Genomic DNA, 19,356 nt, shown 5'->3' on the forward strand with positions numbered 1-19,356 from the left:
GCCATATTCCTTGCGGTACCACCGCGTCAGTCCGAAACGCTTGCGGTCGATCGCGCCCGGCCGGCGCCAACGGCAACGACCACGCCACCCAGTATCGCCATGCCGATCGAGATCAGCGTCACGACGAGCGCAACGCGCCCGTGACCGGAGAAGAGCCCCACAAGCAGCCCGGCAAGCGGCTGCGTCGCGTTATTCAGCAGGACGATGACGCCCGTCGTCTTGCCATAGTCCCGAGGGGGAATGATGGCCTGCCGGGCGCTGCGTATGTACACGTTGAACATCTTGTCGAAACCGATGACCAAAAGGAAACCGGCGACGTACATCGCAATCGAGCCGGCCATGCCCATCGCGAGGCCGCCAGCCGCGATCGCGACGAATGCGACGATGCCGAGCCGCTCGCGCGCCACCTCGATACGCGCGACGAACAGCAGGATCGCGACTGTCGCGACGGCACCCGTGACCTGCAGTCCGGCATAGAAACCGCCGGACTGCCGAAACGCACCGGTGACCATCGCAGCCGACGTCGCAAGTGTCGTCCCGATCACGAGGTTTTCCGCCGCTGCGAGCAGGATCAGCCGCAACAGCCCCGGCAGCGTGACGACATGCTTCAGCGCCACACCGAACGGTGCATACCACGGCCCCACCGAGCGTTCCGGAGGCGCAACGCGTGCCGTGCTGGTCCGTTGCCAGACGAATGCCAGCAAATCCGCCGAGACGAACAGCAGCGCCGCGGAAGCGACAGCCCACTCCCAGTCGCGATACCCAAGCAGCGCCGCCGCGACGATCGGTCCAAGCACGACGCCCAACTGATCGGCGAGCTGCGTATAGGACAACACTTGTTCGAAGCGCTGCTGCGGAAAGATCTGCGGCAGCAACACCTCACGAGCGACGAGACCTTGGCTCGTGAGTGCGCCGCATACGGCGGACAATGCGATCAACCATCCGATTCCGCTCCAGGCGACATAGCCGGCGATGCCGATCACGCAAGCGACGGCCCGGCTGGTCTGGCTCGCTCGCAGCACGCGGATCGGTGACACACGGTCGCTCAGTGCGCCACAGACCGGAAAGGCGATGAATCGCGGGAACGCCTCGACGAAAAAGGCGAGCCCGGACCACGTCGCTTTCCGAGTGACCTGAAAGACGACGAGCGGCACGAGAAAGAGCAGCATCTGGTCTGCGAGCCGCGACAAAAAGAAAGAACCCAGAAAGGCCGGCTGATCGACGCGCATCCCGCGTATGCCCCTGCAGATTTATTCCACCTTCACGACGTGTTGGCAAAGGGACGGACTGATCCGCTTGTTTTTCGGGACCACACACGAATTAGGTGCACGCTTCACTTTCCGTCATGAACGGAATCCCGCGCACGACTCACTTCGACAACGTCGCGCGCACCGTATATTCGCCTGCGAGCGCCGCATGTTCCGGCCGCACGAAATACCTCGATGAATCGAGATCGGCCGGCAGCGGCTCGACCGGATAGCCGTGCTTCTCCCACGCGTCGAGGCCGCCCTTCAGCGCCTTGATGTTGTGCAGCATCTTCTTGCGCTGCATCTTCGCGATCAGGCGCTTCGCGGTCGCCTCGTTCGGGCACACGCAATACACGACGATCGGCCGCTTCAGCAGCTCCGGATCCAGCAGGTCCGGCGAATCGAGATCGACCGGCACCGCACCGGCAATCCGGTACGGCTCGCGTTCGCGAATCGCGCGCGGCCGCGCATCGAAGATCAGTGGCGGCTCGTTCGACGTCATCATCTCGACGAGTTGCGGCGGGGAGATGCGCACCTGCGCGAGGTAGCGGCGGAACTGCAAGCGGCGCACCCAGCGGTACAGCAGGAACGTGATGAAGATCGCGAGGAACGCGTCGAGGATCGTGCCGCCGCTCGCGCGCACCCACAGCACGAACTGGACGATCTGGTCGTGCACGGCCGCGCCGCCGATGAGCCAGAACGCGGCCCACAGCGACGCGCCGGCCAGATCCCAGAACAGGAACACGCCGACGCCGATCGCGGTCGTGCCGAGCAGCGGCGCCGACACGAGGCCGAGGCCCGGCAGGAATTTGGAGAGGACGAGCAGCGGCGCGCCGTATCTTTCGAATACGTTACGCGCGAAGCGCAGCGTCGTGTCGAGCGACAGCGAGAATCGCACGAGCCCGTTCAGCAAGCGCCGGCCGCGCGTGCGGCCCATGAAGAACCACAGCGAATCGGCGAGCATCGCCGCGCCGATCGCCGCCACGAACATGCTCGCCCAGGACGCCTGCCCCATCGCCGCCATCGTACCGCCGAGGATCAGCATCGGCACGGCCGGCACCGGCACGCCGAGCTGCGTGATCAGTACGCTCGCGAACACGGCCCACGGGCCGAGCGACGAGGGAATCGCGATGGGAAAGTGCCACACGGCGGCGCTCCTGGAAGACATGCGGACCGTGCGACGGGGGCGGCCGTCGATACGGCAAGCAGCGATCGCCGCGGCACGTCCGCGGCCGATCCTGCACCACCGTGCATTCTAAACGGGTTTGGCCGCGGCCGCGCGGAACGGCTGCCGTCGAAGGCGGCTCGGTGCGGCCGGCATGGCCGCCGGCACACTCATGCGTCGGAGCGCTGCGCGAGCCCCGCGACGTATTCCGCATACTCGGGGAATGCGGCGGCCAGCGCCGTCGCGTCCGCGAGCTCGAATTCCGCAAACTCGAACCCCGGCGCAACCGTGCAGCCGACGAGCGCGACGTGCTCCGGCGACGCGCAGCGCGCGCCGAACCAGCGCCCGGCCGGCACGACCGCCTGGAATACGGTACCCGGGTGCGTGAGCGGGTTGCCGAGCCGGTGGATCGTCAGGCCGTCGCGCTCGTCGAGCACCCATACTTCGAGCGGATCGCCCGCGTAGAAATGCCAGACCTCGTCGGAACGGATCCGGTGCCACGACGAATACGCGCCGTCGCACAACAGGTAGTAGATCGCGGTCGACGCCGCACGCGACGCGCCGTCGGCCGGACGCACGACCGTATCGGCCGCGCGGTAGGTTTCGCGGAAATAGCCGCCCTCGGGGTGCGGTTGCAGATCGAACTGTTGAATCAGGTCGGCGGCGGAGATCGGCATGGCGGATGACGTCGGTGAAGGAGTGAACCGGACACGCGACGCGCGGCCCGTCCGATCGACGATGCGATCGGCCGACGTCGCGTGCCGCTGCGTCGATCGCCGCGGCCATGCACGCGGCGACCGGGTTGCGCGCGGAACGCGGCGCGCGACGATGAAGCGAACGCCGGTCGATGCTGCCAGAAGTGCGGGCCACGATGCAACCGGCGCGACGTGACACCGCCGTTGCGGCGCAGCGTATGCGCGGCATGGCGATCGATGCAACGGACGAACCCTCGAGCCCGCCATCACGCCGGCGTCCGCGCGGCAGCCCCTGCCCGCCGCCGCTCACGCGTCGGTGCCGTACCGCCCCGTCACGCGGTCGCCGCCGCGGCCGGCTCGTCGTGCCGCACCAGCAGCACGGGCCGGTCAGCCGCGCGCAGCAGCGATTCCGCGACGCTGCCGAGCAGCAGCCGGCGCAGGCCGTGGCGCCCGCTCGTCCCCATCACGATCAGATCCGCGCCGACCTCGGCCGCCGTGCGCATCAGCACCGCGGCGATATCCTCGCCGTACGCGTCGATCGCGCGCACGGTGCCCGCCACTTGCCGCTGCGCGAGCGCCGCTTTCGCGTCGTCGAGCACGGGCGTCGCCGCAGCGGTTGCCGCCGCGTCGCCATCGCGTTCGGCCGCAAAACCCGCATCGACGTCGACGAGCTGCGGCCGGTGCTCGACGACATACGCGCACGTGACCTCGCCGCCGGATGCCGCCGCGATCCGGATTGCCTCGTTCAGCGCGAGACGCGCACTCGGGCTGCCATCGAGCCCGACGAAAATCCGCTTGTACATGGTCCACCCTCCGACCGGGCACCCGTCGCGCATCGCGCAAACGGCGTCCCCGTCACCGCAAGCCGGCCCGATGCCGGCTCGCCTGCCGAACAGTCTGCCCCACGTGCCGACGCGCCCGTTGACGCGCGTCAAATGCGGCCGGGACGCCCGCTACACCGCCCGGCTATCTCATTTTTAGCTGACCCTATTACAAAAAACGCGTAAAACGCGCACAATTTCATCTTGAAAATAGACGTCGCACGCGGCCGGTGCGAGTTTTTCCCGGTTTTTCCCGGTTTTGCCGCGCTGCCCGCGTGCCACGGGCGGCCCCGACACCAGAATGGCCATCGAATGACCACCGCCAGTGGAACCCCGTCGCGTGACGCCCGAGGGCCCGCGCGTTTCCAGATCATGTTACGCCAGCCGCTCGCGGCTGGCGTCGTTACGCTGTTCGCCGGCGCGGCGCTGTCGCTCGGCGTCGCGCTGCTCGTGCGCGAGCAGTGGCAAGGCGCCGTCCATACGCGCTTCGAACGCCGCACGACGCACGTGACGGCGATGCTGCGCCACGAGCTGCAAGGCAGCGTCGCCGTGCTCGAAAGCGCGCGCGGCGCATTCGCGCTTGCGCCGCAGATCACCGCCGAGCAATGGCGCCGGTATGCCGACACGCTCGATCTCGACAGCGGGCGTTCGCCGATCCGGCAGCTTGGCTATGCGCCGCTGTCGACCGCGACGCGCGGCGCCCTCGCCGGCCACGCGCCGATGCCGGCCGGCCCGCTCGCGGTGGCCACGCTCGTTGCGCCGGCATCGAGCTCGGCCGGCGTGCGCTTCGGCGCGCCGGACCAGGCTCCGCTGGCGCACGCGCTGCGGACCGGCGATATCGCGCTCGGCATCCATCCGGCCGACAACGATACGTCCCGCGATGCGCGCACCCTCACGCTGTTCGTCCCCGCGACGGCTTCGTCGCGCACAGCCGTCGCCCATGACGCCGGCGCCGACGGCGTGCTGTTCGCGGAAGTGAGCCCGAATCGCCTGGTCGAGCGCGCGCTCGACGCGGAACGCGGGCTCGACCTGCGGATGAGCGCGGGCGACGATCCGCACCCGATCGCGAGCGCCGAGACGACGACCGACGAAGCCTCCGCGTCGCCCGACCTGATGCGGCGCACCGACCAGCTGAATTTCGGCGGAACCGTGCTGAAGCTCGCCTATTCCGCGGACGGCCGCCCGAGCGCGACCGGCGCGCAGCGCGCGGCCGGCACGGTGCTCGCCGCGGGGCTGATCGCGTCGTTCGCGTTCGCGGCGCTCGTCCATGCGCTGCTGCGCGGCCGCGCCGGCCACGCCGATACGGGCGCCAGCAGCCGCGGCATCCTGAACGAGGCGCGGATGATGGGCATCATCCGTTCGTCGATGGAAGCGATCATCACGATCGACGAGAAGCAGACGGTGGTGATCTTCAACCCGATGGCCGAACAGGTCTTCGGCGTGTCGGCGATGGAAGCGATCGGCGCGCCGCTGTCGCGCTTCATCCCCGAGCGGTTTCGTGCCGCGCATGCGAAGCACGTCGACCAGTTCGGCGTGACGGGCGTGTCCGAGCGGCAGATGGGCCGCCAGCGCGTGCTGTTCGGGCTGCGCGGCAACGGCGAGGAGTTCCCGCTCGAGGCGTCGATCTCGCAGATCCGCGATGCGTCGGGCAAGCTCTATACGGTGATGCTGCGCGACATCACCGAGCGGCAGCGCGCCGAGAATGCGCTGAAGCAGTCGCGCCAGGAGCTGCGCGAACTCTCGGCGAACCTGCAGAACGTGCGCGAGGAGGAAAAAACCCGCATCGCGCGCGAACTGCACGACGACCTCGGCCAGCAACTCACCGCGCTGAAGATGGACCTGTCGGTCATCGAGCAGCAACTGCGCACGCCGGGCCATGCGCAACCCGAAGTCGGCGTGCTGTCGCACCTGCAGGGCATGCGCCGGCTGATCGACGCGACCGTCGCGTCGGTGCGGCGCATCGCGGCCGACCTGCGCCCGGTGATGCTCGACGATCTCGGCCTCGTGCCGGCGATCGAGTGGCTCGCGAACGACTTCACGAACCGCTACGGCATCGACGTCGAGCGCCACATCGAAACGGGCGGCCTCACGTTCACCAGCGCGGGGGCGACCACGCTGTTCCGGATCGTCCAGGAAGCGCTGACGAACGTCGCGCGCCATGCGGACGCGACGCGCGTCGCGCTGCGCCTCGACATCGAGGAAGGCTTTTGCGTGCTGCGCGTCGCGGACAACGGCCGCGGCGCGGCACCGGTCGGCACCGCCCATGAGGACAAATCTTTCGGCCTGATCGGCATTCGCGAACGCGCACACATGCTGGGCGGCAGCGTGACGATCGACACCGCGCTCGCGCGCGGCTTCTCGATCACCGTCGCATTCCCGCTCGGTTCCGTACAACAGGAAACCACCCTCACATGATCAAGGTGCTCATCGCCGACGACCATACGCTCGTGCGCGACGGTCTGCGGCACATCCTCCAGAACGCCACCGGATTCGAAGTAGCCGGCGAAGCATGCGACGGAGCGTCGACGATCGCGCTCATCCGGTCGACGCCTGCGCAGGTGCTGGTGCTCGACCTGTCGATGCCGGGCCGCAACGGCGTCGAACTGATCAAGCAGATCAAGGACGAGAAGCCCGCGCTGCGCGTGCTCGTGCTGACCATGCACGCGGAGCAGCAATACGCGGTGCGTGCGTTCCGCGCCGGTGCGTCGGGTTATCTGACCAAGGAAAGCGCGAGCGCCGAACTGGTCGGCGCGGTGACCAAGGTGGCGTCGGGCGGCGTCTACGTGAGCCTCGCGATGGCCGAACAGTTCGCGCAGAGCCTGAACGAGCCGGCCGAGACGCTGCCGCACCAGCGGCTGTCCGATCGCGAGTTCGACGTGTTCCGCCGCATCGCCGCCGGGCAGACGCTGACCGAGATCGCGCAGGCGCTGTGCGTCAGCGCGAAGACGGTCAGCACCTACAAGACCCGGATCCTGGAAAAGATGCAGATGCCGCACGAAGCGGCGCTGGTCCGCTACGCGCTGCGGCACAAGCTGCTCGACGAAACGGACGACGTCTAGGCGAACGGGCCGGCGAACCATGCCGGCCGCGCGACGCGGGCTGCGAGCTGGCCGGACGTCGCGCAGCCGTTACTTCGCCGGCACCGGGCACGCGAGATCGCCTTCCTCGCAGGACAGATACCCCTTCAGCGTCTCGGTGCGGGTCCTGGTCAGATCGTCGAGGCAAGTCGACACGACCATCGGATAGGCGCTGCCGCCTTCGGCATTCGCGCTGGAGAAGTTGCATTCGGCATCGCGGTAGGCGATCCACGCGCGCTGCGCGTTCACGAGTTTCTCTGCGAGCGGCTTCGCATCGCGCAGGCGCGCGGTGACGGCCTGGTAGGTGCGGTTCAGCTCCGCGTCGGATTTCTTGTACGCGCGATCGGCACATGCCGTCATCGCCGCCTGATCCGTCGCGTCCGCACAATTTGCCTGTGCATGGGCGACGTTCGCCGTCAGCGCCAGCGCGCACAGCAGACCGGTCAAGACACGCATGGATGCTCCTGTTTGTTTTCGTTGAAGTCGTGGAACGTGATGCCGGGCTTGCCGCCGCGCCTCGGCGCGCGGCGTCGCAGGCCGGCCGGCGCTACCCCATTCGCCGCGGCTGCGGCTACGGTAGCGTGGCGATGCCGACCGGGATGCTAGCGCACGCGCGGCGGATTGTCAGCCGGCGCCACGCTTGGCCGCGCACGCAAAAAAGCCCGCACTCGACATGAGTGCAGGCTTTTCGATACGGCTTTGCCGGCGGCCGGGAGGCCGCGCGGTGAACGGCTTGCTCAGTGACCGAAGTACACCGACGAACGATCGGCTGCGGCCGGCACGGTCACGCGCTCGCCCGACTGCGACGTCGCCACCGGGTTCGCGCCGTAGCCCGTTGCATCAGCCTGCGCACCGGTGTTCTGGGCTGCCGCGATCTTCGCCTGTGCGGCCTGGATGTTTTCCGGATAGTTGATCCAGTCGTTCGGGTTGTAGCCGGCCTTTTCCAGCTGGGCCAGCTCGGCACGCACTTGCGCGCGCGTCAGCGGCTGCTGGTTCGATTGAGCGAACGAGACGACCGGTGCGGCCACCAGAGCGGCCAGTGCAACTGCCTTGATCAGCGATTTCATGATGCGTTACCTCCAGATTTGTCTTGTCAGGCGCTTCGGACTGGGTAGTCGTTGCGCATGAGTGAAAGTCTAGGCGGCACAGCTATCAGGGTAAATACTTAAATCGCAAATTCACTGTTGACCGAAACCGTACAATTGCCGCGCATTCGATCGAATCATCAGATGATTATGGCCGCATCCGCAGCCAATAGGCTGCGGCGCGCTCTCGCCCGGCTCGCGCAGTGCGGATCGATTCACCGGGCCGTGGACGACCGCCCAGCGGTTGCCACGTTTGCCCCGCTTCTCCGTTCGACACATCAGCGGACCTGCTCCGCCTCCACCGCCCCCGACGACAGGTCGAACAGCAGCGCCTTGAGGCGCATCCGGTCGGCGGCAGCGACTTCGTCGAACGCCGCGTGGTGAAGCGTCCAGCCCGACCCGGCCGGATCGGCATGCACCGCACGCACCGTCCCGTCGAGCGTCAGCAGCGCGACACGGTCCTCGTCCGCATACGGCAACTGCACGCGCAACGTCTCGCCGGCCGCCGCGAGCGGCCGGTCGAGCGCGATCGACAGTCCGTTCAGGCTGAGATCGCGCACGATCCCGATGCCGTCGGCCTGCGCCGGCACGCCGGTGCAGCGGGCCGCGATCCGTACCAGCACGCGCGGCTCCGCGCGCGTGCGCAACCGGTCGACAAAGCCCGGCGGCGACAGCACCATGAACGGCGCGGCGCCCGCTGCCTGCACCGCTTCGACGGTCGCACCGAAGCGCGACACGGCCGACCGGCCGATCGCGACCGCCTCGACGTCGTCGCCGCGGGCGAACTCGAGCACGACCGCCGGCTGCGGCTCGACGAACAGCGCGCCCGATGCGCCGACCCCGATCAACCGGCAGCGCTGCAGCACGCGGGTCGCGCCGACCCGCCGCCGGATGCCGATCGCGGCGCCGGCCGACAGCCCCATGCGCGTGGCGGCCGGCACGGTGTCGTGCGCCGGCGCGGCAGGCTCGGCGTCATCGCGCCGGCGCACGGGCCGGAAGTGATCGAACAGGAAGTCATGCTGCGCGGGATCGCGCAGCGTCGTGCCGGCGGGCAGCAGCGCGGCGCCGCCGGCATCGTAGAGATCGAAGCCGAGCGGGACGCCGGCGGAGATGTCGTCGCGCGCGAGCGCGACGTGATCGGTGATGAGCCGCATCGGAAAGGCGCGGAGCGACCGCGCGAGCTGTCGTGACAACGTTATTACGGCAGCCTCGCGCGAAATCTGAACGGCTCGTTACTCCGAACCGCTGGTCGCGTCGGGTGAAGCCGGTGTCGGCGCCGGCGCCGGCGTAGCGGAAGGCGCGACGGCCGGGGCGGAGCCGAGGCCGCCCCCGGCGTTGCCCGGGCTCGTCGCATTGCCGCCCGTCGCCGGCGGCTGCGCGACCGGCGGTTGCGACGCCGACAACGCAGCGGCCGATGCCGCCACCTCGGACGCGGGCACCCATTCCTCGACGATGCCGCCGGATGCCGCCTCGGGCGCCGACGCGCCGAATGCGGCCGACGCCGCGGCTGCGTCCGCCTCCGGCTCGCGCTCGATACGCTGCGTCCTGACGGGCGCCGCCGCCTGCTTCGGCTCGGGCCCGAACCAGCCGTCGACCAGGTCCGTCACCCGTTCACGCACCGACGCGAACCAGCCGGGCGACGGTTCGGTGTCGAATTTCAGCTTCGTGTCGACGATCCGGGCGCGTTGCGCGCGCTGGAAGAACTCGCCGACGATCGGCAGCGCGCTGTGCGCGCCTTGCCCCCAGTAGTCGCTGCGCAGCGTCACGCGGCCGTCGTCGAAACCGACCCACGCGCCGGCCACCAGCCCGGGCTGCATCAGGATGAACCAGCCGTCCGCGTTGTCCTGCGTGGTGCCGGTCTTGCCGGCCACGTCGCCGCGAATGCCGAAGCGCGTACGGATGCTGCTGCCGGTGCCGCGCGTCACGACGCCGCGCATCACGTCGAGCAGCGTCTTGTCGGTTTCGGCGTCGAGCGCGCGCTCGGGCGGCGCCGGCGCGTATTCGGCGAGCACCTCGCCCCGGCGGTTCTCGATGCGCGTCACCATTTGCGGCTCGACGTACAGCCCGCCGTTCGCGATTGTCGCGTACGATGCGACCATCTCCTTCAGCGTCACGGGGCTCGTGCCGAGCGCAAGCGACGGCACGCGCTCGAGCGGGCTTTCGCGCACGCCCATGTCGCGCGCGAACCGCGCCACGGCCGCCGGACCGACCTTCTCCATCACCTGCGCGGTGATCCGGTTGCGCGACAGCGCGACCGCGTCGCGCAGCGTCATCGGCTTGCCCGTCGGCGGCGCGTCGTCGCTCGGCCGCCAGATCTCGCCGCCCTTCAGCGGAATCTCGACCGCCTGGTCGATGAAGGTGTCGTCCGGCTTCATCCCGTTCGCGAACGCGACGCCATAGACGAACGGCTTGAAGGTCGAGCCCGGCTGACGCCGCGCCTGCGCGACGTGATCGAACGGCTCGTTCGTGAAGTCGCGGCTGCCGACCCACGCGCGAATCTGCCCGTCGCGCGGATCGATCGCGACGAAGCCGGCCTGCACGTCGGTCTTCGCCTTGCACAGCGCGCGCATGAAGCCGCGGTCGGCGGCGAGCTGCTTCATCGCGACCGCATCGTTCTTGCCGGCGTCCTGCGCGGCCTTGTATTCGGGCGACTCGCGCATGAAGGTGCGAAACACCTCGTTGTCGGTGCCGCAGCCGTCGCGGCCGCTCCACGCATTGTTCGCGATGCCCTGCAGCTGGTTCGCCTGCAGCGTCAGCGCCTGGGTCGCCATCTGCTGCAGACGCGAATCGATCGTGGTGCGCACGATCAGCCCGTCCGAATAGATGTTGTAGTCGTTGCGGTCGGCCCAGCCGATCAGCCATTTACGCAGTTGCTGCGCGAAGTGCGGCGCGGGCCCCGGCGGCTCCTTCTGGCGCTCGAAGTCGATGCGCAGCGGCCGGCGCTGCAACTGCGCGAACTGCGCCGGCGACAGCTTGCCGTACTTCACCATCTGGCCGAGCACCGTGTTGCGCCGCTGCAGCGCGCGCTCGGGATTCAGCACCGGGTTGTAGTAGCTGTTGCCCTTCAGCATCCCGACGAGCGTCGCGCTGTCGAGCACGTCGAGCTCGTCGGCCGACTTGTCGAAATAGGTGCGCGCGGCCATCTCGACGCCGTACGCGTTGTACAGGAACGGCACCGTGTTCAGGTAGGTCTCGAGGATCTGGTCCTTGCTGTAGACGGCCTCGATCTTCAGCGCGGTGATCGCCTCCTTCACCTTGCGCGTGAGCGTCGGCGCGCGGCCGATCTCGTCCGGATACAGGTTGCGCGCGAGCTGTTGCGTGATCGTCGAGCCGCCCTGGCGGCTGCCCGAGAACGTATGGAGCGCGGCCGACGCCGTGCGCTTCCAGTCGAGACCGTGATGCTCGTAGAAACGATGGTCCTCGGTGGCGATCAGCGCGTCGACCATGTGCGGCGAGATTTGCTTGAGCGACACCCATTCGCGGTTCGACGGCTTGAATTCCGCCAGCACCTTGCCGTCGGCGGACAGCACCTGCGCCGGCTGGTCGACGCGCGCCTTGCGGATGTCGCCGATGCCCGGCGTGAACGGAATCAGCACCAGCACGTACAGCAGGAACAGTGCGGGCACGGCGGCAGCCGCGCGCAGCACGCCGCGGCGCGTCGGATGACGGAGATGGTGCCAGGCGCTGGCCAGGACACGCTTGACGAGCACGGCGGCAGCGGCCGCGACGGGTTGGGCGCGCGCGACCCATTTGGCACTGAGGTCACGCACTGACGACACGTTTCGGCGATTCACGCGGGTGGGGGATCTGCTGGAAAGGCTGCATCGTACCAAAACTCGCGCCGCCCACCGGCCGGCGGCCGTCCCGGGCCTGCGCGAACGGCGTCCGGGCGTGCGTTTTTACAACAAAAAAGGGCGCGCGCCCCGCAACGGGGCCGCGCGCCAAGCCTGGTACAACGGTGCCGTGCGCCGCTGCTCAGCGCACGAGAAAACCGTAGGTCAGCGGATCGCGCTCGTCGACGATCCAGTTCGCGAATCCGCAGATGTGCGCGCTGCCCTCCACTTCCGGGATCACGGCCGGGATGTCGCCGACCGTCGTCTCGCGCAGCACGCGCCCCTTGAACACGGTGCCGACGATCGACTCGTTGACGAGCGTGTCGCCGGCCGCGAGCCGGCCGCGCAGGTACAACTGCGCGACGCGGCCGCCGGTGCCGGAGCCGGTCGGCGAGCGGTCGACCTCGCGATCCGCGAACACGCAGCAATTTGCCTGCGTCGAGCCCGGATGGCGCGGCGCGTTCGCGATGATCGTGCCGTAGATATGGTTGATCTCCGGAATCTCCGGATGCACGACCGGATATTTCGCGTTCGCGGCGGCCTTCACTTCGGCGCCGAAGCGGATCAGCTTCTCCACGGCCGCCTCGCGCACCGGCAGGTCGAACGGCGCGCCGTCGACGTAGAAATAGAACGCGCCGCCATACGCGATGTCGCCGGTCACGGTGCCGAACGACGGCGTGTCGACCGACACGTCGCGCTGCCAGATGAACGACGGCACGTTGACGAAGCGCACCGGCCCCGCATGCTCGCCGTCCCATTTCACGAACGCCTCGATGAAGCCGCATGGCGCGTCGATGCCGACGCGCGTCTCCGGCACCGTGCGCTGCACCCAGCCGAGCTCGACCGCGGCGGTCGACAGCGCGATCACGCCGTGCCCGCAATGGTCGCTGTAGCCTTCGTTGTGCACGAAGATCACGCCGAAATCCGCGTTCGGCGACACCGGCTCGGTCAGGTAGCCGCCGTACATGTCGGCGTGGCCGCGCGGCTCGAACATCAGCGCGCGGCGGATCTCGTCCGCGTTCTCCTTGAGCCATGCGCGGCGCTGGACGATCGTGTCGCCGGGCAGGCGCGGCAACCCGCTCGTGACAATGCGGAACGCTTCTCCGCCGGTATGCACTTCGACGGTGGAAAGGGATCGGGAAATTTTCATGAAGATCGAAAGCGTGAAGACGAACGACGGCGCACCGGCGCCGTCGTTCCGGTAACGGTTTTACTTCGCGTACGGTACGGGCAGCCCGTTGCGGATCACGTAGACGCTGGTCGGCGCGCCCTTCAGGTCGCCGCGTTCGTCGAACGAATAGGTGCCCGCGACGCCCGCATAGTTCGACTTCGCCAGCTGCGCGATCAGCTTCGCCTTGTCGGTGGTCGTGCCGGCCTTGACCATCGCGTCGGCGAGCAGCTTCATGCCGTCGTAGTAGTTGACGCCGTAGACCTGCGTATCCGTGTGATAGGTGTCGTGGTACTTCTTCAGGAATTCGCGGCCGGCCGGCGTCTTCTCGAGCGCGACGCCGCCCTGCGCGCAATAGACGATCGACGCGGCCTCGCCCGCGACCTTGCCCATGTCGGCCGAGCAGATGCCGTCGCCGCCGAGCAGCTTCGCGCGCAAGCCGCGCTGCTTCATCTGCTTCGCCATCGGCGCGCCCTGCGCCGCATAGCCGCCGAGGAAGATCACGTCGGGATTGCTGGCCTTGATCTTGGTGAGAATGCCGAGGAAATCGGTGGCCGACGAGTTCGTGTACTCCTGGTCGACGATCTTGATCCCGTTCGCCTTCGCGACGTTCATGAACTGCTCGGCGACGCCCTGCCCGTACGCGGTGCGATCGTCGATGACCGCGGCGGTTTTCGCGTTCAGCGTCTTCGCGGCGAAGGTCGCCATCGTGCCGCCGAGCTGTTCGTCGCTCGCGCCGATCCGGAAGATGTTCTTGAAGCCCTGCCGCGTGAGTGCCGGATTCGACGCGACCGGCAACATCGGGACGCCTGCGTTGCTGTACACACGCGATGCCGGAATGGCGACGCCCGAGTTGTACGGCCCGAGCACCGCGACCACGCCCTTGTCGACCAGGTTCTGCGCGACCTGCACGCCCGCTTTCGGGTCGGCCTGGTCGTCGTCCGACACCAGCTTGAACGTGACCGTCTTGCCGGCCACCTTCACGCCCGCCTTGTTGAGCTCGTCGACGGCGAGGCGCGCGCCGTTTTCATTGTCCTTGCCGTTCGCGGCCTGCGGGCCGGTGAGCGGCGCCGAATGGCCGATCATCACGACTTCCTGCGCGTGCGCGGCGCTCAGCGCGCCGGCGGCAACGGCCACCGAGAGCGCGGTAACGAAGTGTCGCATGGTGTCTCCTGATTGGTTTTGTGTGAAACCAATGTAGGACACATGTGGTCACCATGCAAGCAATTTCAAAAAGATTTTTGCTATTCTGGTCATTTTTTAGACCAGAGTGAGGCGGCGCGCATTACTTCGGCGTGATGTCGCGACGCACGCGAAGAATGTGCTGCTCGACATAGAACGCGGCCGCATCGGCGTCGCCGGACACGATCGCCTCGTAGATCAGCCGGTGCTCGGACACGTAGAGCCGGATCCGGCCCGCGTCGTAGATGCCGTCGTCCTTCAGCCGCTTCCACAGCGGCTGGTCCATCGTCTTCGCGACTTCGTCCGCGATCTTCACGATCAGCGCGTCGCCGGTCATCAGCGCGAGCTGCCGGTGGAACAGCCGGTCGCTCTCGTTCCACAGCGCGCGCTGCTGCGGATCGTCGATGTCGGAGACGGTTTCCATCTGTGCGAGATAGCCTTCGGCGACGGGATCGGCGCGACCGTGCGCGGCCGCGAGGCGCGCGATCGCGGGCTCGAGGATGAGCCGCACGTCGAGCGTCGACGTCGGGCTGAAGTCGGCATCGGGCGCGCCTTGCGGGTCGCCGCGCTGCGCGAGTACGTCGAGCGGCGCCGGCACGACGTAGGTGCCCGAATTGCGCTTCGTGAACACCAGCCCTTCGTTCTGCAACGCGCCCAGCGCCTCGCGCACGGCCGGCCGGCCAACCTGGAACAGCGCCGCGAGCTCGCGCTCCGACGGCAGCCTGGAATCGGCCGCGTAGCGCCCCGCGCGAATCTCGTCGCGAATCCTTTCGGCGACCTGTTCGTAGATCTGCAGCGGCCGGAAACCGGCTTCGAGCGATTCGGGACGTGCGGACATCATCTGGGGCTCCTGCCCGGTCGGGTGGGGATCGGGAATGCGTCGCACTATACCGGAGCGGTACCGGCGCCGGTGCGCGCGACGCCCATCTGGACGGATATTAGAACCAAAATCGGCCGTCCGCTGGCTTTTCCGGCTTGCCGGGTGGCCGGAAACTGGTATAGATTTGATCCAGACCGCCTGCCGCCGCGACAGCCGGCCGCCTCCGTGGCGAGCGCGCGATGCGCCCGTCTCCCACGCCCACCGCCCCAACCGACCGACACGATGACCGCCCTCTCCCGGATTCCCTCTTTCGACGCCGCCGAAACGGCCGCGCTGCTCGACTACCCCGCGCTGCTCGCGACGCTCAGGCACACCGTCGCCGAATACGCGGCGGGCGAAATCGTCAGTCCCGAACGCCTGGTCGTGCCGCTGCAGGCCGGCGGCGTGATGCTGTCGATGCCGTCGAGCGCGCGCGACCTCGCGAGCCACAAGCTCGTGAACGTGTGCCCCGGCAACGGCGCGCGCGGGCTGCCGACGATCCTCGGGCAGGTGAGCGCATACGATGCGACGACCGGCGAGCTGCGCTTCGTGCTCGACGGCCCGACGGTCACCGGGCGCCGCACGGCGGCCGTTACCGCGCTGGGCATCCAGGCGCTGCACGGCGCCGCGCCGCGTGACATCCTGCTGATCGGCACCGGCAAGCAGGCGGCCAATCACGCGGAAGCGCTCGCGGCGATCTTTCCGGACGCGCGCCTGCGCGTGCGCGGCTCGCGCGCCGACAGCGCGGCCGCGTTCTGCGCCGCGCACCGCGCGCAGGCGCCGCAGCTCGCGCCGCTCGACGGCGATGCGATTCCCGATGCGATCGATGTCGTCGTCACGCTGACGACGAGCCGCACGCCCGTCTATCGCGAAGCGGCACGCGAAGGCCGCCTCGTGGTCGGGGTCGGCGCGTTCACCGCGGATGCCGCCGAAATCGACGCCGATACCGTGCGCCACAGCCGGCTCGTCGTCGACGATCCGGCCGGCGCGCGCCACGAGGCCGGCGACCTGATCGTCGCGCAGGTCGACTGGCAGCAGGTCGCGTCGCTCGCCGACGTGCTGCGCGGCGCCTTCGCGCGCAGCGGCCCGCTGCTGTTCAAGACCGTCGGCTGCGCCGCATGGGATCTGGCCGCGTGCCGCACGGCACGCGACGCGCTGGCCGCGCGCCGGCACGGCTGATTCGACGGCGGCGGCGGCGACCGGCAACCTTGCACCACGCACGCCAGCCAGCGCGGCTCGGGCGTCGCCGCCGCCTTCCCGTACGCGTTGTAGGAATCGCCCTACAACACGTCGAAGCGGCCTACACAAACTTCCAGTTCGGCCGATTTCATTTTTGGCGGCGCAACACGATACTGCCGGCATGAATGCCAGCCTGTCACCCGCCGTCGCGCTCAGGGTGTTTCTCGTCGATCACGCCATCGCCGTCCGGCAACGGATCGCGCTGCTCGTCGGCGCGATCCGCGGCGTCGCGGTCGTCGGCGAAGCGGAAGACGGCCAGGACGCGTGGATGCACATCCGCAGCAGCCACGCGGACGTCGTGATCGTCGACCTGCGGCTCGCGGACGGCAGCGGTCTCGACCTGATCGGGATGCTGTCGAAGGCCACGCCGCGCGTCATCACGATCGTGCTGACGAACCACTCGGCGGCGGCATTCAGAGAGGCATGCGCGGCGGCCGGCGCCGATTATTTCTTCGACAAGACCGCCGAATTCGACGCCGCATGCCGCGTCATCGAATCCCTGGTGCACGCTCGCGCGCACCACCCCTGATCGAGCCGGAGTGACTCATGTCTACCGCCACTGCCTGCGCCACCGCCCCGCCCGTCGTGCCTCGGCCAACGACTCCGCTTCGTGCGGTCGCGCGCACCGACGCCGTCAAAACCCCGGCCGCGCGCTGCTCGGGCTGCGCGATGCGCTCGATGTGCCTGCCGCCCGACCTGACTGCGGACGAGTACGGCCGCCTCGACGCGATCATCTGCTCGACCCGGCAGGTTCGCCAGGGCGACGCGCTGTTCCGCATCGACGACCCGTTCCACAGCATCTATGCAGTCCGTGCGGGCTCGTTCAAGACGGTGATGATGCATCGCGACGGCCGCGAGCACGTGACCGGCTTCCAGATCGCCGGTGAAACGCTCGGCATGGACGGCATCGGCAGCGGCCAGCACTGCTGCGACGCGATCGCGCTCGAGGACAGCGTCGTGTGCATCATCCCGTTCGGCGCGCTCGAGGCGGCGTGCCGCGAGATGAAGCCGATGCAGCATTTCCTCTACCAGATGCTGAGCAGCGAGATCGTCCGTGAATCGAGCCAGATGCTGCTGCTCGGCACGATGTCGGCCGAGCAGCGCGTCGCGCAGTTCCTGCTGAACCTGTCGGCGCGCTTCGAGGCGCGCGGCTATTCGGCATCGGAATTCAACCTGCGGATGACGCGCGAGGAAATCGGCTGCTATCTCGGCATGAAGCTCGAGACCGTCAGCCGGATGTTCTCGCGGTTCCATCGGGATTCGCTCGTCGAAACGCGCGGCAAGCGCGTGCGGATCCTCGACGCGCAGGCGCTCGCGCAGGTCTGACGCCCGACGCGCGGCCGGCGTCATTGCGCGGCCGCGCCCGTCGTGGCCGCATGCCGCGCGACCGCTTCGGGTTCGCCGGCCTGCCAGGCGGACAGCGCCTGTTCGGCTTGCGCGAACACGCGCCGGATCGTCTCGTTCACGTCGTCGCCGCTGCTGCCCGGCAGCACCGCCGGCGCGCGATCATGCATGAGCAGTTCGAGGCGCACGTCGTAGGTCCGGCCGCCGTCGCCGGTCGTGCGCGACTCGATCGCCAGCAGGCAATCGTCGAGCCGCGCGCGGAATCGTTCGAGCCGCACCAGCTGCGCCCCCGCTTCGCCTTCGAGCGCGGCGGAACCCGCGAATCCGACGCAGACGATCTGCATGCCCACGCCCATGTCGTTCCTCCTGACGCGGTCGCCGCTCGTCGACCGGATTGCCTGCCCCATGTTTCCCTGCCCTGCCCGCCGCGGAATCCGCCCGCACGCATGTCGCGCGGCGCGACGACCGATGCGGCGATCACTGCCGTGGCAGCATTGCCTCCGCGCGCCGTCGGCGCGAGGCGGTTCACATGCTGAACGTCTGCGACGCCTTCATTTCGATCCACGTCATCCCGGCCCGCAACCCTTCGATCGCGGCCTCGTGCTCCGTGGGATACGCATGACTGTGCTCGAACGTGTGGTGAAAGCGCGCCGGCCCGGTGCCGTGCTCGACCGACACACGGCAGCGGAACTCGCCGGATTCGCACTGTCGCGTCTCGATCTCGACCGACCAGTCGCGTTCATGAATCGTGCCTTGCAGTGTCATGCGTCCTCCTGCGGAATCAGCCGTCCATCCGGAAGTGACCACTGTGCAGCAACACCGGCCGGCCGCCGATTTCGTCGAGCATTTGTCGTGCCTTCGCCTCGATCGCCGACCGGTGCGCATCGAATGCATCCAGCAAATCCCGTTCCAGCAGCGACGGCGCACCGAAATGGTCTTCCAGTGCTTCGGCCGTGATCGCGCACTGCACGCAGCGGCCGTCGACCAGCGCCGAAAACGCGACGACCAGATCGCGCGCGCAATATTCGGGCGGTTCGGGTGGAAAGGCAATCTGCATCTGTCCGCCTGTCATCGTCGGGGCAATTCATGACATGAGCATAGCGGCCCGCGGCACCGCACGCTTGACCCACGTCAACCGGTTCGCTGCGCCGCACGAAGCGCCGCCCGACGGGCGCTTAGCCCGCTTCCGCGTCGATCGACGCGCCGCGCTCCGCCAGCAGTTCGCGCAGCACGCTGCGATGGCAGCGGCGCTCGTCCTCGCAATAGCAGCCGATCGAGAACGCGCTCGTCGCCGACAGCGCGGCGAGCAGGTCCAGCACCTTCGGTGCGTCGCCGTGCGCCATTTCCGCGCGGAAGTGGCGCGTGAACGCACGCCATTCGGCGTCGGTTTCGGCAGCCTGCGCCTGCGCGACCAGCTCGGGGCTCGGCGACAGCGTCGGCAGCCACACATCATAGTAGTTGCGCGATGCGAATTCCGCCTTGGGTACCCCGCGCGGCGGCCGCCGCACCGTGCCGATCCTCAGGCCCTCGCCGGCCGCGCGCGGCGTGCCGAGCCGTACGATTCGAATTGCCATGCCGCTCCCTCGTCTTGCGTTCGATCCGCCATCGTACCGCCGCGCCGCCGCCGCGCAAGAAAAAACC

The 19,356-nt window shown here is 68.6% G+C and carries 21 protein-coding genes; 5 read left to right on the plus strand and 16 right to left on the minus strand.

What is annotated here, in order from left to right:
• Positions 1-26: 26 nt before the first annotated feature.
• From U4Z31_RS16475 to U4Z31_RS16495, 5 genes are all read right to left on the minus strand, one after another.
• Entirely contained in the window at positions 27-1,229 is a 1,203-nt protein-coding gene (locus U4Z31_RS16475) for an MFS transporter (protein ID WP_321810851.1), read from the minus strand.
• A gap of 139 nt (positions 1,230-1,368) precedes the next feature.
• The gene (locus U4Z31_RS16480) at positions 1,369-2,394 is read right to left on the minus strand and encodes a DedA family protein/thiosulfate sulfurtransferase GlpE (protein WP_321810852.1); all 1,026 of its coding nucleotides are present in this window, start codon (positions 2,392-2,394) and stop codon (positions 1,369-1,371) included.
• Positions 2,395-2,582: 188 nt separating this feature from the next.
• The gene (locus U4Z31_RS16485; protein WP_124519479.1) at positions 2,583-3,089 is read right to left on the minus strand and encodes a cupin domain-containing protein; all 507 of its coding nucleotides are present in this window, start codon (positions 3,087-3,089) and stop codon (positions 2,583-2,585) included.
• A gap of 350 nt (positions 3,090-3,439) precedes the next feature.
• Positions 3,440-3,910 carry a universal stress protein gene (locus U4Z31_RS16490; protein WP_044843084.1) on the minus strand — a complete coding sequence of 157 codons (471 nt, stop codon included), beginning with the start codon at positions 3,908-3,910 and terminating at the stop codon, positions 3,440-3,442.
• Between the two features lie 174 nt (positions 3,911-4,084).
• Positions 4,085-4,237, minus strand: coding sequence for a hypothetical protein (locus tag U4Z31_RS16495; RefSeq protein ID WP_321810853.1), 153 nt, complete (start codon positions 4,235-4,237; stop codon positions 4,085-4,087).
• A 63-nt stretch (positions 4,238-4,300) separates the two neighbouring features.
• Here U4Z31_RS16495 and U4Z31_RS16500 point away from each other — a divergent pair, with 63 nt between their 5' ends.
• Together U4Z31_RS16500 and U4Z31_RS16505 are read left to right on the plus strand one after the other, a co-directional pair.
• Positions 4,301-6,343, plus strand: coding sequence for a PAS domain S-box protein (locus U4Z31_RS16500; RefSeq protein WP_321810854.1), 2,043 nt, complete (start codon positions 4,301-4,303; stop codon positions 6,341-6,343).
• Positions 6,340-6,987 (plus strand): response regulator transcription factor, encoded by a 648-nt coding sequence (locus U4Z31_RS16505; protein ID WP_124484860.1) that lies wholly within the window; start codon positions 6,340-6,342, stop codon positions 6,985-6,987. The genes U4Z31_RS16500 and U4Z31_RS16505 overlap by 4 nt, the downstream gene beginning before the upstream one ends.
• Positions 6,988-7,056: 69 nt before the next feature.
• On the opposite strand, the gene U4Z31_RS16510 is transcribed toward U4Z31_RS16505, so the two are convergent.
• The 7 genes from U4Z31_RS16510 to U4Z31_RS16540 form a co-directional block, all read right to left on the minus strand.
• Entirely contained in the window at positions 7,057-7,461 is a 405-nt protein-coding gene (locus U4Z31_RS16510; RefSeq protein ID WP_321810855.1) for a lysozyme inhibitor LprI family protein, read from the minus strand.
• 281 nt (positions 7,462-7,742) lie between these two features.
• The gene (locus U4Z31_RS16515; RefSeq protein WP_321810856.1) at positions 7,743-8,072 is read right to left on the minus strand and encodes a DUF4148 domain-containing protein; all 330 of its coding nucleotides are present in this window, start codon (positions 8,070-8,072) and stop codon (positions 7,743-7,745) included.
• A gap of 296 nt (positions 8,073-8,368) precedes the next feature.
• The gene (locus U4Z31_RS16520) at positions 8,369-9,244 is read right to left on the minus strand and encodes a PilZ domain-containing protein (protein WP_321810857.1); all 876 of its coding nucleotides are present in this window, start codon (positions 9,242-9,244) and stop codon (positions 8,369-8,371) included.
• 78 nt (positions 9,245-9,322) lie between these two features.
• Entirely contained in the window at positions 9,323-11,869 is a 2,547-nt protein-coding gene (locus U4Z31_RS16525; RefSeq protein ID WP_321810858.1) for a penicillin-binding protein 1A, read from the minus strand.
• A gap of 196 nt (positions 11,870-12,065) precedes the next feature.
• Positions 12,066-13,073, minus strand: coding sequence for a trans-3-hydroxy-L-proline dehydratase (gene lhpH / locus U4Z31_RS16530; protein WP_124484865.1), 1,008 nt, complete (start codon positions 13,071-13,073; stop codon positions 12,066-12,068).
• A gap of 60 nt (positions 13,074-13,133) precedes the next feature.
• Complete coding sequence (locus tag U4Z31_RS16535) at positions 13,134-14,255, minus strand: branched-chain amino acid ABC transporter substrate-binding protein (protein ID WP_044843076.1); 1,122 nt, start codon at positions 14,253-14,255, stop codon at positions 13,134-13,136.
• Positions 14,256-14,376: 121 nt separating this feature from the next.
• Complete coding sequence (locus tag U4Z31_RS16540; protein ID WP_044843075.1) at positions 14,377-15,114, minus strand: FadR/GntR family transcriptional regulator; 738 nt, start codon at positions 15,112-15,114, stop codon at positions 14,377-14,379.
• Between the two features lie 261 nt (positions 15,115-15,375).
• On the opposite strand from U4Z31_RS16540, the gene lhpI reads away from it, so the two are divergent.
• The 3 genes from lhpI to U4Z31_RS16555 all read left to right on the plus strand — a co-directional run bounded on the left by lhpI (position 15,376) and on the right by U4Z31_RS16555 (position 17,697).
• The gene (gene lhpI, locus U4Z31_RS16545) at positions 15,376-16,311 is read left to right on the plus strand and encodes a bifunctional Delta(1)-pyrroline-2-carboxylate/Delta(1)-piperideine-2-carboxylate reductase (RefSeq protein WP_321810859.1); all 936 of its coding nucleotides are present in this window, start codon (positions 15,376-15,378) and stop codon (positions 16,309-16,311) included.
• 181 nt (positions 16,312-16,492) lie between these two features.
• Positions 16,493-16,900 carry a response regulator transcription factor gene (locus tag U4Z31_RS16550; protein WP_044843073.1) on the plus strand — a complete coding sequence of 136 codons (408 nt, stop codon included), beginning with the start codon at positions 16,493-16,495 and terminating at the stop codon, positions 16,898-16,900.
• Between the two features lie 17 nt (positions 16,901-16,917).
• Positions 16,918-17,697, plus strand: coding sequence for a helix-turn-helix domain-containing protein (locus U4Z31_RS16555; protein ID WP_321810860.1), 780 nt, complete (start codon positions 16,918-16,920; stop codon positions 17,695-17,697).
• A gap of 20 nt (positions 17,698-17,717) precedes the next feature.
• Here U4Z31_RS16555 and U4Z31_RS16560 read toward each other — a convergent pair whose 3' ends face one another.
• From U4Z31_RS16560 to U4Z31_RS16575, 4 genes are all read right to left on the minus strand, one after another.
• On the minus strand, positions 17,718-18,071 hold the full coding sequence (locus U4Z31_RS16560; RefSeq protein WP_124665889.1) for a metal ABC transporter ATPase: 354 nt from the start codon (positions 18,069-18,071) through the stop codon (positions 17,718-17,720).
• Positions 18,072-18,240: 169 nt separating this feature from the next.
• Positions 18,241-18,480 (minus strand): UDP-glucose 4-epimerase, encoded by a 240-nt coding sequence (locus U4Z31_RS16565; RefSeq protein ID WP_124519488.1) that lies wholly within the window; start codon positions 18,478-18,480, stop codon positions 18,241-18,243.
• A 16-nt stretch (positions 18,481-18,496) separates the two neighbouring features.
• Positions 18,497-18,787: a DUF1488 domain-containing protein gene (locus U4Z31_RS16570; protein ID WP_044843069.1), complete on the minus strand. Its 291-nt coding sequence runs from the start codon at positions 18,785-18,787 to the stop codon at positions 18,497-18,499.
• Positions 18,788-18,890: 103 nt separating this feature from the next.
• On the minus strand, positions 18,891-19,289 hold the full coding sequence (locus tag U4Z31_RS16575) for a DUF488 domain-containing protein (RefSeq protein WP_321795472.1): 399 nt from the start codon (positions 19,287-19,289) through the stop codon (positions 18,891-18,893).
• Positions 19,290-19,356: the final 67 nt, after the last annotated feature.

This window comes from Burkholderia sp. BCC1985 (assembly GCF_905339915.1).
Classification (GTDB): domain Bacteria; phylum Pseudomonadota; class Gammaproteobacteria; order Burkholderiales; family Burkholderiaceae; genus Burkholderia.

Bases quoted from the DNA above. Each gene is read 5' to 3' on its own strand.
- U4Z31_RS16550 (WP_044843073.1), top strand. From the start codon at position 16,493: ATGAATGCCAGCCTGTCACCCGCCGTCGCGCTCAGGGTGTTTCTCGTC.
- U4Z31_RS16495 (WP_321810853.1), bottom strand. From the start codon at position 4,237: ATGGCCATTCTGGTGTCGGGGCCGCCCGTGGCACGCGGGCAGCGCGGC.
- U4Z31_RS16500 (WP_321810854.1), top strand. From the start codon at position 4,301: ATGTTACGCCAGCCGCTCGCGGCTGGCGTCGTTACGCTGTTCGCCGGC.
- U4Z31_RS16490 (WP_044843084.1), bottom strand. From the start codon at position 3,910: ATGTACAAGCGGATTTTCGTCGGGCTCGATGGCAGCCCGAGTGCGCGT.
- U4Z31_RS16485 (WP_124519479.1), bottom strand. From the start codon at position 3,089: ATGCCGATCTCCGCCGCCGACCTGATTCAACAGTTCGATCTGCAACCG.
- U4Z31_RS16475 (WP_321810851.1), bottom strand. From the start codon at position 1,229: ATGCGCGTCGATCAGCCGGCCTTTCTGGGTTCTTTCTTTTTGTCGCGG.
- U4Z31_RS16565 (WP_124519488.1), bottom strand. From the start codon at position 18,480: ATGACACTGCAAGGCACGATTCATGAACGCGACTGGTCGGTCGAGATC.
- lhpH (WP_124484865.1), bottom strand. From the start codon at position 13,073: ATGAAAATTTCCCGATCCCTTTCCACCGTCGAAGTGCATACCGGCGGA.
- U4Z31_RS16510 (WP_321810855.1), bottom strand. From the start codon at position 7,461: ATGCGTGTCTTGACCGGTCTGCTGTGCGCGCTGGCGCTGACGGCGAAC.
- U4Z31_RS16520 (WP_321810857.1), bottom strand. From the start codon at position 9,244: ATGCGGCTCATCACCGATCACGTCGCGCTCGCGCGCGACGACATCTCC.
- U4Z31_RS16535 (WP_044843076.1), bottom strand. From the start codon at position 14,255: ATGCGACACTTCGTTACCGCGCTCTCGGTGGCCGTTGCCGCCGGCGCG.
- U4Z31_RS16515 (WP_321810856.1), bottom strand. From the start codon at position 8,072: ATGAAATCGCTGATCAAGGCAGTTGCACTGGCCGCTCTGGTGGCCGCA.
- U4Z31_RS16555 (WP_321810860.1), top strand. From the start codon at position 16,918: ATGTCTACCGCCACTGCCTGCGCCACCGCCCCGCCCGTCGTGCCTCGG.
- U4Z31_RS16505 (WP_124484860.1), top strand. From the start codon at position 6,340: ATGATCAAGGTGCTCATCGCCGACGACCATACGCTCGTGCGCGACGGT.
- U4Z31_RS16575 (WP_321795472.1), bottom strand. From the start codon at position 19,289: ATGGCAATTCGAATCGTACGGCTCGGCACGCCGCGCGCGGCCGGCGAG.
- lhpI (WP_321810859.1), top strand. From the start codon at position 15,376: ATGACCGCCCTCTCCCGGATTCCCTCTTTCGACGCCGCCGAAACGGCC.
- U4Z31_RS16540 (WP_044843075.1), bottom strand. From the start codon at position 15,114: ATGATGTCCGCACGTCCCGAATCGCTCGAAGCCGGTTTCCGGCCGCTG.
- U4Z31_RS16560 (WP_124665889.1), bottom strand. From the start codon at position 18,071: ATGGGCGTGGGCATGCAGATCGTCTGCGTCGGATTCGCGGGTTCCGCC.
- U4Z31_RS16570 (WP_044843069.1), bottom strand. From the start codon at position 18,787: ATGACAGGCGGACAGATGCAGATTGCCTTTCCACCCGAACCGCCCGAA.